Below are 11,930 nucleotides of genomic sequence, written 5' to 3'. Positions count from 1 at the left end.
GGCAACGCAGGTCATCGAGAAAAGGAGCCCCCCATGTTCAAGGCATTGCTGGTTGAAAAAGACGCCGACGGCAAAACATCGGCGCAGGTCGCCGAGGTCAGCGAAGATCAATTGCCAGAGGGGGATGTGACGGTTGCGGTGGAGTATTCCACGGTGAATTACAAAGACGGGCTGTGCATCGGCCCCGGTGGCGGTCTGGTGCGCAATTATCCCCATGTGCCCGGCATTGATTTTGCCGGCACGGTCGAAACCTCGGACGATGCCCGCTACAAACCCGGTGACAAGGTTGTGCTGACCGGCTGGCGCGTCGGTGAAAACCGCTGGGGCGGCTACGCCCAGAAAGCGCGGGTCAAAGCCGATATGCTGGTGCCCCTGCCCGAAGGTCTGACCACGCATCAGGCGATGGCGGTTGGGACCGCCGGGTTGACCGCAATGCTGGCGGTGATGGCGCTGGAAGATCAGGGCATCACCGATGGGCCGGTTCTGGTCACCGGTGCGGCGGGCGGTGTGGGGTCGGTTGCGACCGCGATCCTTGCAAATCTTGGGCATCAGGTGGCCGCCGTGACCGGCCGACCGGAGCAGGAAGATTACCTGAAATCGCTGGGCGCCAGCCAGATTGTGGCGCGCGACGAATACGCCGAAACCAGCCGCAAACCGCTGGAGGCCGAGGTCTGGGGCGGCTGTGTGGATGCGGTGGCCGGTGTCATGCTGGGCCGGGTGCTGAAACAAATGCAATACGGATCGTCGGTTGCGGCGATTGGCCTGGCCGGTGGGGCAGCGATTGATGGTGCATTGATCACGCCGTTTATCCTGCGGGGGGTGAACCTTCTTGGGATTGATAGCGTGATGCAGCCCTTTGAAAACCGGCAACGGGCCTGGGCGCGGATTGCCCGCGATCTGCCGATGGCCAAGCTGGACGCCATGGTGCAACCGGCAACGCTGGCCGAGTTGCCGCAATTGGGGCGGGATATTCTGAAGGGGCAGGTCAAGGGCCGGGTGGTCGTCGACGTCAACGCCTGATCCTTCGCTGTTGGTCCGGCCCTTGAAACTGTGGATGGATCGCGACAGAGTTGGTGCCAGTGCCGTGGATCCGGCGGCAGATGGGAAAGGCGGCACCATGCTGGCAATCGGCACATTGGCAAAACGCACCGGCACCAAGGTGCAGACCATCCGGTATTACGAGGAAATCGGCCTGTTGCCAGAACCCGCGCGCAGCGCCGCGGGCAACGGCGCTATGACACCGCGACGCTGGACCGGCTGGCCTTTATTCGCCATGGCCGCCAGCTGGGGTTTCCACTGGACATGATCCGTGGGCTGCTGGATCTGACGGATCGCCCGCATCAGGATTGCGCTGCGGTGGACAGCATTGCCCAACGGCATCTGCGTGAGGTGGAGCGCCGGATTGCCCGGTTGGAGGCGCTGAAAGTTGAATTGGACCGCATGGTGCGGCAATGCGAGGGCGGATCGGTCGCGGATTGTCGGGTGCTGGAAGTCCTGCGCGACCATTCCGAATGTCTGACCGACCATAACCCGGAATAGCGCCCGCCCCTTGACGGACGCGCGCGATAGGGTGCGTTGAGGGGTCAGAGGGGGCTCTGCCCCCGGCCTTTGGCCCCCCCGGGATATTTTTAAACAGAAGAAGCCCCGCGTTGGCACGCCTAACGGTGTCATATGAGGGTGGTGTCCTGTGTTTGGGGGACTGGGGACGCGCAAATGCATCCGGTATTGGGCCATGAAATCGTCTTTTGCGGTCATTATTCATTGCAAATGAAATGAATTCTCCTAAAGTCGCGACATGGACAACAGCAGTTTGGATTTTCAATTGGCAGAGTTTCTGCCCTATCGTCTGGCGGTGGTGGCAGAGCATCTGAGCCTTGGCATGTCGCGGCGATATCGCGCCGATTACGACATTTCGATTGCCGAATGGCGGGTGTTGGTCAATGTGGCCGATCGCGGCGCCGTGTCGGTGCGCGACATTGAACGTGAAGTGCATCTGGAGAAATCCAAAGCCAGTCGCGCCGCAAGCAAGCTTGAGGCGCGCGGGCTTGTCACCAAGGAAACAAACACCGACGATCGCCGGTTGGTGGTGCTGATGCTGACCGATGCCGGACGGGATCTGATGATTGAATTGAAGCGGATCGCCAGCGAATATCAGACACGGCTGGAGACCCTCCTGGCGGAGGATCTGACCGGGTTGAACACCGCAATTGACAAGTTACTGGCCGAAGATTTCTGACGCCGAGGATCAGCCGGGTTTGTAGACGCGATTGGCCTCTGGATCTTCGCTAGAATAGGGCACGGCGGCCAGCGCCGTTGCGACCTCTGCCGGGATCGGGGCATTGGCCCAATCCAGCGTTTGTGCAAGCCGCTCTGGCTTTGACACGCCGATGATTGTCGAGGTTATCCGCGGATCTTGCAGAGAAAATTGCAGCGCGGCGGCGCCGGGGGCAATACCATGTTCGGCGCAAAGCGCCTCGATCTGGCGCACCGGTGCCAGGGCGGCATCATCAGCCTCCTGATAGGTGACGCGCGGCATCACCGCGCTGCCCTTGGCCAAGACACCCCCGGCATAAGGCGCGGCATTCAGCACCGCCATGCCCTGATCCACGGCATAGTCGAACATGTCCGACGCCGACCGGTTCAGCAGCGTATACCGGTTGTGGCTGATCAAGGCATCAAACGGATAGGCGCGCAGGATCGGATCCATCACATCCAACCGGCCCATCGCCAGCCCCACCGCCCCGGCAATGCCTTCTTCCTTCAGCTTGAACAATTCATCCAGCGCGCCGCCATCGCCGGTGATTTCGCTCAGATCACGGGCATGTTCCGGGTCGTGCAAATGCAGCAAGGGAATATGATCCAGCCCAAGCGCTTCCATGCTTTCGGCGATGCTTTCGCGCACGCGGGCGGCATCAAACCGGCCCGTTTCCATGTCACGATCCAATTTCGACGACAGGACAAACCCCTCTGGCAGGCCGCCGTTCGCGCGGATGGCATCGCCGATGCGCTGTTCCGATCGCCCCATGCCGTAATTGCGCGAGGTGTCGAGGAAATTCACCGGACCGGCGAAAATCGCCTCCAGCGTGGCGCGCGCGCGATCCTCGGACACCGAATAGCCATAGGTGTCGGGCATGTCAGACAAGGAAGATGTGCCGTAACACAGGGGGGTCACCATCAGCCCAGAGGACCCGAGGGGGCGTTTTTGCATCTGACACCTTTCTATTCATTGGGCCGATGACCGGCGCTTTGGGCACAGGATAGGGATAGAACACGCGGTGTCGAGTGGATTATCGGCGGCGGCCCCCCGGCCCTATCCGGTCAAACCGGCATCCTGCAATTGTTCCCGATCCGGCAGATCGCGCAGGGTTTCCAGCCCAAAGGCAATCAGGAATTGATCCGTGGTGACAAAGGTATATGGCGCGCCGCGTCGTGGGCTGCGCGGCCCCATGGCAATCAGCTTGCGGTCCTGAAGTCGGCCGATCAGATCGCGGCTGATGTCCTTGCCAAAGATGTCTTTCAGCCCGTCGCGCGTCACCGGCTGATTATAGGCAATCGCCGCCAGAACCGCGATGTCAAAGGCATTGAGATCAAGCAACTGCCCGCCGACATCCGCCGCCGCCCGGATTGTGGCGGCATAGGCGCGCCGGGTGCGCAGAACCCAACCGGCGCCAGCCTTGGCCACCTCGAAGGCCCGCCCTTCCAGATCGGCGGCCAGATCGTCAACCAGCAGATCGACCGAGGCGCCGGCCCCAACCACCCGCGCCAGATCTTCGCGCGGGACCGATGTGGCAGAGGCAAACAAAACCGCCTCGATGCGGCGCATCCATTCCCGCCAGCGCAGCTCCGGCGGCAGATCATTCAGCTCTCGGTCGAGGTCGGGCTCTGATGCTGATTTGGCCATCGTCACACCCCATACAGGCGAAAGCTGTCGCGGCCGGTCAATTCACGCACCACACCGAGATCGACCAAACGATCACAGAACCGCCGCGCCGCACGATCCGAAAGCCCCACCCCATCCGGCGGGGTCGACAGCGCCAAAGGCGCAATGGCGTCACGTGTGAGAAACAGCGCCACCGCCGCCGCCGCCGGTTTTGCCCGCAATTTTGGCGTCACTGCGCGCAGCCGCGCGGCGCGGCGCGCCAGATCAGCGGCCAGCCCCAATGTGTCAGGCGCGGATCGCAGGATCGCGCGGTGACAGGCGTCGCGCAACTCTGCCCCGGTTGCCCCAAGCGCCCGTCGCGTCAGCCCCGTGGCCAGCAGCGGGATCACGTGATCCCAGCCCAAACCATCTGCCAGCACCGCATCGCCAAGGATCAAGGCAGTGGTTTCGGCGCGCGGGGCCTCGGCGATGACGGTTTCGATCACCTTGGCGGCCCGTGGGATCGGCGCGCCCTGACCCGATTTCAACCAGATCCCGATCTGGTCGGGGGAATGATGCGGCAAAGCCCGGCACAGATGGCGTAACGTGGCAGGCCGCCCGTTGCCCGTTTCCATTGCAAATAGATGTCCCCCGCCGGGCCTGGCAAATCGCCGGGACGCATCAAATGCAGCGCATCCCGCAGCGCCGCCACGGTTTCCGGGCGTCCGGCAAAAGCCACACCCGCCTCGGCTGCGCGCAGCGCCAGACGGTCGCGCAACAGCGCCTGCGGCACCGCAGCATTGGCCAATTGCAAATGCAAACTGGCCAGCGCCGCACCCGACAGAAACGCCAGATCCTCTGGCACGCTATCACGCGAGGCGCGCGCCCAGGACGGCACCTGATGTCCGGTGAATTCGGCTTCGCCATTCTGCGGGGTCTTGGCTTTCATCCCCGAAGTCTAGCGCAGCGCGGCGCATTTCACCATAGGATTACCAGTGAACCGCCGCCGGAATTTTCGCATTTTCGATCCGCGCGCATCACCCGCCATGGTTCCCCGAACTAGGCCGGTGCCCCCTGTTCTTTTGACGCGCGCCAGTTCAACGCCAAAAGCCCAAAGAGGACGGCTGCACCGACCACTTCGACCGGGAAAGACGGCCAGAACACAGCAACAATCGCCGGAACACCGACCAGCCGCTGCCAGACCGGGATCTCGGCAAAGAGATACCCCTCAAGCAGGGCGGCGAATGCGACGATCACCAGTATCGCGATTGCGCCGTTCCACAGAACCAATGGCAACGGCCCGCCAAGGATGATCGATTCATTGTAAACCATGAACAGCGGGATCAGGTAGAGACCCTTGGCGTATTTCCACGCCTGAACAGAGGTTTCCATCGGTTTGGACCCGGCAATTGCCGCCCCGGCAAACCCGGCCAGCGCCACGGGCGGCGTGACATTTGAATCCTGGCTCCACCAGAAGACCACCAAATGCGCGACCAGAAGCGGCACGCCGAATTGTTCCTGCAAGGCCTGCCCCACAAGGATGATCAGCACGATATAGGCCGCCGTGACCGGCAGGCCCATGCCAACAATCAGGCTGGCAATCACCACAAGGATCAGCGCCAGGAACAGGTTCCCGCCGGAAAAGGCCAGCATCATCGCCGAGAATTTCAGCCCCAGCCCGGTCAGGCCGACAACGCCCACGATGATCCCGGCGACCGCACAGGCCATCGACACCGCCACCGCATTGCGCGCGCCCAGTTCCAACGCCTCCAGCGTTTTCGACACACCGGCCTTTGCAAGGGCGATCAGACCTTCGATGCTGCGGTCTTCGGCGAAATACTTTAGCAAACCGCGCAGCACCGCCGCCGCGATCACCGTCAGGATGGCGTAATATCCGACGCGCATCGGTGAATAGCCCGCAACCAGAAGCCAGACCAAGGCCACCAGCGGTAACAGAAAATGCCAGCCCTCTTTCAACACGTCCCGCACCCGTGGCAGATCAGAGGCCGGCAGACCCTGAAGCCCCTGCTTCAAGGCCGCGATATGCACCAGAAGATAGACCGCGCCGAAATAGAGGAAGGCCGGGAAAATCGAGACCAGAACAATGTCGATATATGGCACGCGGGTGAATTCGCTCATCAAGAACGCGCCAGCCCCCATCAGGGGCGGCATGATCTGACCACCGGTCGAGGCCGCAGCCTCGATCCCGCCAGCCTGGGCCGGGCGATAGCCCAGCCGTTTCATCAGCGGAATGGTAAATGCCCCGGTGGTCACCACATTCGCAATGGCACTGCCCGAGATCGAGCCCATACCCGCCGAGGCCAGCACCGCCGCCTTGGCCGGGCCGCCGCGTTGGCGCCCCGTGGCGGCATAGGCCAGATCAATAAAGAATTTTCCCGCGCCGGTGACCTCTAGAAAGGCACCGAACAGCACAAAGACATAGATGAATGTCGCCGCGACACCCAATGGCAGACCAAAGATGCCTTCGGCCCCCAGGGTCAACTGGCTGGCCAGCCGGTCGAGAGAATAGCCGCGATGGTTCAGAATGCCGGGCATCAGATCCGCCAGCCAGGGCAATTCCCCGCGCCCCCCCGCGAAAGCATATGCAATGAACACCGCGCCAATGATGGTCATCGGCATGCCAATCGCGCGGCGGGCGGCCTCGAGCACCACCAGCGTTGTGATAATGCCAACCGTCACATCCTGGCTGCGCGGCACAATGGCGTTGGCGATGGCGTCGATATTGGCGGGCACCCAATAGCCGACCAAAATACCGCAAAGGATCAGCGGGCCGTCAATCGCCCAGCCCAACACCCCACGCGGCTTTGCACCGGTCACCGGATAGATCAGGAAACAGAGCACCAAAATGAACCCAAGGTGAATGGGGCGCTGAAAGAACAGACCCAGCGGCTGTAGCCCGGCCGCATAAAGCTGAAACAATGACAGGGCGATGCCAACCACGGTGATCACCCGCAAGACAAGCGCCGGTTGTTGCGGTTTGGGCGTGATTTCGGCTGTACCGAGGTTTGGTTCGCTCATTCCTGGGGTCCTTTTTCCAGTGCCACCCGGACACGTTTTCGCGCCGCAACTGCAGACAGGGATATTTCGGCATCATCGGTGCGCAGGCGATGATCCACCGCCGGGCCGCCGGGGCGCAGGATATAGCTGTCACCGGGCACGGGTTCGTCCAGATCTTCGATCCAATAGCCGCCTTCGCCATCGGACAGCTGCCGCCCCCGGCCAATCAAATGGCCAAGACCGGCGGCAAAATCCGGCTGATGCGAGCGGACAAGCACCATGTGGCCGCCGCGGTTTTCATAGCAATCGGCAACTTCGAATCCCTGCACCGAATGACGCCAAAGCACGCACCATCCTGCCCCGTCGGCCACCGGCAAGCGGGCGATTTCGGTGCCATCCTCGGCAATCGTTGCCGTCAGCACGCGGGTCTGGGACACGTCGGCCCGAAGGTCGCTGGCCCGTACTTCGCTGGCCTGTAGAACACTGGCCAGAACAGCGGCTAGAACAACGGCCTGAGCCGACGCCATAAGAAAGAGGAGGGCAAAAAGCCCCCCTCTGATCCTTGATGTCACGGCCGCAGATCGTCCGAAATGGTTGCGCCGGTTTCTTCGTAGTAACGAATTGCACCGGGATGCAGCGGCACAGGTGTCGCAGCCAGGGTGAATTCGATGGTGGTTTCATTGGCCGCCGGATGCACCGCGCGCAATTCGGCGATGTTTTCAAAGATCGCCTTGGTGATCTCATACACCGCGTCTTCGTCCATTTCCGACGATACGACCAGCACATTGGGGATACCAAGCGTCGCGACATCTTCGGCCACACCTTGGTACAGACCACCGGCCAGAACGGTTGGCGCGAATGTCGGGTCTGCGGCATCTGCGGCTTCGGCCTGTTCCGCGGTCAATCCGATCATGCGGATGTCATTGGTGGTGGCAAGGTTCAGGATCGACGAGGTCGGCGCGCCAACGCTCCAGAACCCGACGTCGATGTCGCCATTGGCCAGCGCATCCGCAGTTTCGTTGAAGTTCAGGCGCTGTGCGTCGAAATCATCAAACGAGATGCCATTGGCCTCCAGCAGGGTGCGCACGTTGACCTCGGTGCCCGAACCCGGTGCACCGACCGACACGCGTTTGCCCTTGAGATCGTCAATCGACATGATGTCGGAATCGGCCATGGTGGCGATCTGAATCATGTTGGCATAAAGCGATCCAACCGCGCGGATCATTGGCAATTGCTGGCCATCGAACCGGCCCGTGCCGGAGTATCCCTGCTGAACCGTGTCGGCCAGACCAATGGCCAGATCGGCGTCGCCAGTGGCAATCAGCCCCATGTTTTCCACCGATGCGCCGGTCACTTCGGCGGTTGCGGCGTAGCCTTCGACATGTTTGTTGATGATTTCGGCAATGCCGCCACCCATCGGATAGTAAACGCCGCCGGTGCCGCCCGTCGCCACAGAGATCTGTGTCTGTGCCAGAACCGGCGTGGCCGCCATCGCGGCCAGAAGTGCGGTGATTCCCAGAATTTTCATTTTTTAGTCCTCCCTTTTTATGGGGGAACTCTATGGGGTGGGTCCGATGATGCAAGGGGAATGATAAGTTGACACCGCTCAGGTATGTGCAGCAAAAAAATGTTTGCTGCACATTGCAGCGTGTGTGCAGCAAAGATATAATTGCTGCACACATTCGCTGCACACGGTCGCGGCACACAAACGTCAGAGGCCCCATGCCCGCCCAATCCCATTCCCGCATTGCCCAGGTGGCCTATCACGATCTGCTGCGGATGCATCTTGATGCCATGGCGTCGGATCTTATTGGCAGCATAGAGGAACGCCAACGCAACGGGCGCAGCTACCTTTATGATAAGTTCCGCATCGGCACAGAGATGAAAAGCCGCTATCTGGGCGAAGGCACCCCTGCCCTGCGCCAGCGCCTTGCCCGCGCGACGGCCCTAAAGGCCGAGGCGGCAGAACGCCGGGCCGAGATGGCACGTTTGGCGCGGCTGTTGCGTGCAGAGGGGTTTATTGCAACCGACCGCGACACAGGGTCGATGCTGTTGGCCTTTGCCCGGTCCGGCCTGTTCCGGTTGGGCGGGACGCTGGTCGGCACCGGGGCATATGCATTGTATCAGGGGGAATTGGGGGTGCGGTTCGGCTCAGACGAGCTGGCCCAGACCGGCGACATGGATTTTGCCAGTTTCGAACGGCTTTCTGTCGCGCTTGGCGATCAGGTCGAAGAGACGCCGGGCGACATTCTGCAAAGCCTCAAATTTGATCCGGTGCCGGGGCTTCAGGATCGCCAGATCTGGAAATGGCGACAAAACCACGGCACGGCCATGGTGGAATTTCTGACACCGGCCTTTGGCGACGAACGGGTGAAACCCCTGCCCGCCCTTGGGGTCAGCGCACAGGCGTTGAACTATCTCAACTATCTGATCGCCGATCCGATCCATGCGGTCGCGCTGTATCGGTCCGGCGTATTGGTCCAGATCCCCCGCCCCGAACGATTTGCCATTCACAAGTTGATTGTCGCAGATCGTCGCCGGGGCGGCCCCGATCAGATGAAGGCGCGCAAGGATCGCGGTCAGGCGGCGTTTTTGATTGCCATTCTGGCAGAGGACCGGCCCGACGATCTGGCCGCCGCCTGGCAAGATGCCCAATCCCGGGGGCCGCGTTGGCGCACCCGGATAGAGGCCAGCCTGGCGCTGATGCCGCACACCAATGACATCCTGCGCCAGCTTGGCTGACCTTCAGGGCCGAAGCCCGCAGATCACTGGATCGCCTTCAGTCCGGGATACGCCGCGCGAAATGCCTGATACGCCTCTTCAAACTGCGCCTGAAGCGACGGATCGGGCGGGATTTCGACATGGATGTCTGGCGGGGTGATGATCTGTTCCGGCGTGCCCCCGGTCGCGGCAATCATCCCCAGCCGGGCCGCCCCCAGCGCCGCGCCAAATTCGCCGGATCCCGGCAATTGCAAGGGCACGTTCAACACCGTCGCGATCAGTTTCAGCCAGTAACGTGACGCGCTGCCGCCACCAATGGCAATGATCCGGTCCATCCGAACATCCGTCGCCGCCAGGGCATCGAAAATGTCGCGCAGGCCAAAGGCCACCCCCTCAAGCACCGCCCGCACCAAATCGCTGCGCGTGGTCGAGGTCGCCAGACCGGTCAGACCGCCACGAATTTCCGCGTCATTATGGGGTGTGCGTTCGCCCGAGAGATAGGGCAAAAACCGCACATTTCCCGGCCCGGCCAATGTATCGCCAAGCGCCGCTGTCAAATCAGACGGATTTTGCCCAACGATCCGCGCCAGCCAGTTCATGCTGTCCGTGGCCGACAACATGACGCCCATTTGATACCACCGCCCCGGCACCGCGTGGCAAAAGGTATGCACCGCAGTTTCGGGCGCAGGACGATAGCCGTCGCGCGCCGCCAACAGCACCCCGGAGGTGCCAAGCGACACAAATCCCTGCCCCTCGTCCAGCGCGCCAATCCCACAGGCCGCCGCCGCATTGTCCGCCGCACCGCCAGCGACGGTGACCGGCTGGGACAGCCCCCATTGCGCCGAGAGCGCCTGCCGCAATTGCCCGGCCGCACCAGAGCCTTCGACCAACCGGGGCATCTGATCCCGGCGCATATGGCTTGCCTCCAACAGACGGTCCGACCATTGCCGTTCCTGAACATCCAGCCAGGAGGTGCCGGCGCTGTCCGACATATCCCCGACGTATTCCCCCGTCAGATAGTAATTCAGATAGGCCGCCGGCAGCAGAACCTTGGCCGTTTTGGCAAAGATCGCAGGTTCATGTCTGCGCACCCATTCCAGTTTTGGCGCGGTAAATCCGGGGAACACGATGTTTCCCGATATCGCGCGCACGCCGTCGGTGGCATCCAGCACCGCCGCTTCGCTATGGGACCGTTGGTCATTCCACAGAATACAGGGCCGCAGAACCGCCCCGCTGTCGTCCAGAAGCGTCGCGCCGTGCATCTGGCCGGCCACGCCGATGCCGCGCAATTCTGCAAAACCGGGACAGCCGGCACGCAGCTCTGCGATGGCAGCCTCCAGCGCGGCAATCCAATCCGCCGGGTCCTGTTCCGACCAACCGGGATGGGGATGTGCCGCCTGATAATGGCGTTCCACCGATCCCAATGATGCGCCGTTTTCATCCACAAGCAGGACGCGCAGGCCAGAAGTCCCAAGGTCGATGCCAAGAAACGTCATTCAAATCCCCTTCACATAGTGGCGCTGCATCCCATGCGCGCCGGTCTGGTCGATTTCTGTCAGCCGGGCCGGAAACGGCGCGGCATACCCTGGGGTGTGCGCGGGATCACCGTCGATCTGGCGCACGTCCCTGCCCCTACCCTTATCCCGCCGACCGGACAAATTGCCCAACCTCCGCAAGGGTTTCAAACACATCCACCGCGCCGGCATCCCGCAGGATCGCGGCGTGCTCTGCCTTGCGATCAACAAGGTGACTGCCGCCGACAAAGCCGATGGCCGGAATACCCGCCGCACAGGCGCCCCTGATCCCATGCGGCGAATCTTCGAGCACAAGACAGTCAGACGGGGCCAGTTGCAGCCGATCCAAGCCCAGTTGGAACAAGTCCGGCGCAGGCTTGCCATTGCGGACCTCTTCGGCGCTGGACGCCGTGCCGGTAAACCAATCCGCCAGACCGGCAATCTCCAGTGTCGCCGACATGCGCCGCAGCGATCCGCCGGTGGCAATGGCCATGCCAAGCCCCAGTTGCTGCAAATCCGCCAACAGGGCGGCAGCCCCGTCGATTTGCCGCAAATCGGTGACATATGCGGCCAGCAACCGCCGCTCGACCCGCAGGGCGAAATCCGCCGGGATCGCCCGGCCTAGCCGCCGGGTCACGTAATCGGAAATGACCGGCATGGCGACGCCCAGAAAGCGGTCGCCGATCTCCTGCGCTGTGGCATCGGCAATGCCAATCTGGCGCATTTCGGCGGCAATTGCCGCCAGCGACAAGGGTTCGCTATCGACAAGGCAGCCGTCGAGATCAAAAATTACAGCCTTGATTGGCGACATGCGACAT

11 protein-coding genes and 2 pseudogenes are annotated in these 11,930 nt (G+C 62.1%); 4 read left to right on the top strand and 9 right to left on the bottom strand.

Features of this window, described 5'->3' with window-relative positions:
• Positions 1 to 33: 33 nt before the first annotated feature.
• From AC0L4F_RS19875 to AC0L4F_RS19865, 3 genes and pseudogenes are all read left to right on the top strand, one after another.
• On the top strand, positions 34 to 1,020 hold the full coding sequence (locus AC0L4F_RS19875) for an oxidoreductase (protein ID WP_244691118.1): 987 nt from the start codon (positions 34 to 36) through the stop codon (positions 1,018 to 1,020).
• Positions 1,021 to 1,117: 97 nt separating this feature from the next.
• Positions 1,118 to 1,539: pseudogene (locus tag AC0L4F_RS19870) on the top strand (MerR family transcriptional regulator).
• A 256-nt stretch (positions 1,540 to 1,795) separates the two neighbouring features.
• Positions 1,796 to 2,236 carry a MarR family winged helix-turn-helix transcriptional regulator gene (locus tag AC0L4F_RS19865; RefSeq protein WP_244691117.1) on the top strand — a complete coding sequence of 147 codons (441 nt, stop codon included), beginning with the start codon at positions 1,796 to 1,798 and terminating at the stop codon, positions 2,234 to 2,236.
• A gap of 9 nt (positions 2,237 to 2,245) precedes the next feature.
• On the opposite strand, the gene AC0L4F_RS19860 is transcribed toward AC0L4F_RS19865, so the two are convergent.
• The 6 genes and pseudogenes from AC0L4F_RS19860 to AC0L4F_RS19835 all read right to left on the bottom strand — a co-directional run bounded on the left by AC0L4F_RS19860 (position 2,246) and on the right by AC0L4F_RS19835 (position 8,405).
• Positions 2,246 to 3,208, bottom strand: a complete 963-nt coding sequence (locus AC0L4F_RS19860) for an aldo/keto reductase (RefSeq protein ID WP_244691116.1) — start codon at positions 3,206 to 3,208, stop codon at positions 2,246 to 2,248.
• 102 nt (positions 3,209 to 3,310) lie between these two features.
• Positions 3,311 to 3,901, bottom strand: coding sequence for an SMC-Scp complex subunit ScpB (gene scpB / locus AC0L4F_RS19855; RefSeq protein WP_244691115.1), 591 nt, complete (start codon positions 3,899 to 3,901; stop codon positions 3,311 to 3,313).
• Positions 3,902 to 3,903: 2 nt separating this feature from the next.
• Positions 3,904 to 4,808, bottom strand: a pseudogene (locus tag AC0L4F_RS19850) (DUF1403 family protein).
• Positions 4,809 to 4,918: 110 nt separating this feature from the next.
• A complete protein-coding gene (locus AC0L4F_RS19845; protein ID WP_244691114.1) occupies positions 4,919 to 6,898 on the bottom strand; it encodes a TRAP transporter permease in 1,980 nt (659 codons plus the stop codon).
• Complete coding sequence (locus AC0L4F_RS19840) at positions 6,895 to 7,449, bottom strand: DUF1850 domain-containing protein (protein WP_244691113.1); 555 nt, start codon at positions 7,447 to 7,449, stop codon at positions 6,895 to 6,897. Before AC0L4F_RS19840 ends, AC0L4F_RS19845 begins: the two co-directional genes overlap by 4 nt.
• The gene (locus AC0L4F_RS19835) at positions 7,446 to 8,405 is read right to left on the bottom strand and encodes a TAXI family TRAP transporter solute-binding subunit (protein ID WP_244691112.1); all 960 of its coding nucleotides are present in this window, start codon (positions 8,403 to 8,405) and stop codon (positions 7,446 to 7,448) included. The genes AC0L4F_RS19840 and AC0L4F_RS19835 overlap by 4 nt, the downstream gene beginning before the upstream one ends.
• Positions 8,406 to 8,599: 194 nt before the next feature.
• Between AC0L4F_RS19835 and AC0L4F_RS19830 the strand changes: the two genes are divergently transcribed.
• Entirely contained in the window at positions 8,600 to 9,619 is a 1,020-nt protein-coding gene (locus tag AC0L4F_RS19830) for a nucleotidyltransferase family protein (protein WP_244691111.1), read from the top strand.
• A 23-nt stretch (positions 9,620 to 9,642) separates the two neighbouring features.
• Here the strand turns inward: AC0L4F_RS19830 and xylB are convergent, their stop codons facing one another.
• From xylB to AC0L4F_RS19815, 3 genes are read right to left on the bottom strand one after another with little or no spacing between them, the layout of a single operon-like run.
• Positions 9,643 to 11,094, bottom strand: a complete 1,452-nt coding sequence (gene xylB / locus AC0L4F_RS19825; RefSeq protein ID WP_244691110.1) for a xylulokinase — start codon at positions 11,092 to 11,094, stop codon at positions 9,643 to 9,645.
• The gene (locus tag AC0L4F_RS19820) at positions 11,095 to 11,220 is read right to left on the bottom strand and encodes a hypothetical protein (protein WP_280520693.1); all 126 of its coding nucleotides are present in this window, start codon (positions 11,218 to 11,220) and stop codon (positions 11,095 to 11,097) included. It abuts the gene before it with no gap.
• Positions 11,221 to 11,236: 16 nt separating this feature from the next.
• On the bottom strand, positions 11,237 to 11,923 hold the full coding sequence (locus AC0L4F_RS19815) for an HAD family hydrolase (RefSeq protein WP_244691109.1): 687 nt from the start codon (positions 11,921 to 11,923) through the stop codon (positions 11,237 to 11,239).
• Positions 11,924 to 11,930 lie beyond the last annotated feature (7 nt).

Source organism: Marinovum sp. J2-8, from assembly GCF_055808435.1.
Note: the sequence above shows the minus strand (reverse complement) of the source record. Positions and strands in the feature narration are given on the sequence as shown.

What these genes read in the sequence shown, in the direction of transcription:
- xylB (WP_244691110.1), bottom strand. Translation starts at nt 11,094, where the DNA reads ATGACGTTTCTTGGCATCGACCTTGGGACTTCTGGCCTGCGCGTCCTG.
- AC0L4F_RS19875 (WP_244691118.1), top strand. Translation starts at nt 34, where the DNA reads ATGTTCAAGGCATTGCTGGTTGAAAAAGACGCCGACGGCAAAACATCG.
- AC0L4F_RS19835 (WP_244691112.1), bottom strand. Translation starts at nt 8,405, where the DNA reads ATGAAAATTCTGGGAATCACCGCACTTCTGGCCGCGATGGCGGCCACG.
- AC0L4F_RS19830 (WP_244691111.1), top strand. Translation starts at nt 8,600, where the DNA reads ATGCCCGCCCAATCCCATTCCCGCATTGCCCAGGTGGCCTATCACGAT.
- AC0L4F_RS19845 (WP_244691114.1), bottom strand. Translation starts at nt 6,898, where the DNA reads ATGAGCGAACCAAACCTCGGTACAGCCGAAATCACGCCCAAACCGCAA.
- AC0L4F_RS19865 (WP_244691117.1), top strand. Translation starts at nt 1,796, where the DNA reads ATGGACAACAGCAGTTTGGATTTTCAATTGGCAGAGTTTCTGCCCTAT.
- AC0L4F_RS19815 (WP_244691109.1), bottom strand. Translation starts at nt 11,923, where the DNA reads ATGTCGCCAATCAAGGCTGTAATTTTTGATCTCGACGGCTGCCTTGTC.
- AC0L4F_RS19860 (WP_244691116.1), bottom strand. Translation starts at nt 3,208, where the DNA reads ATGCAAAAACGCCCCCTCGGGTCCTCTGGGCTGATGGTGACCCCCCTG.
- scpB (WP_244691115.1), bottom strand. Translation starts at nt 3,901, where the DNA reads ATGGCCAAATCAGCATCAGAGCCCGACCTCGACCGAGAGCTGAATGAT.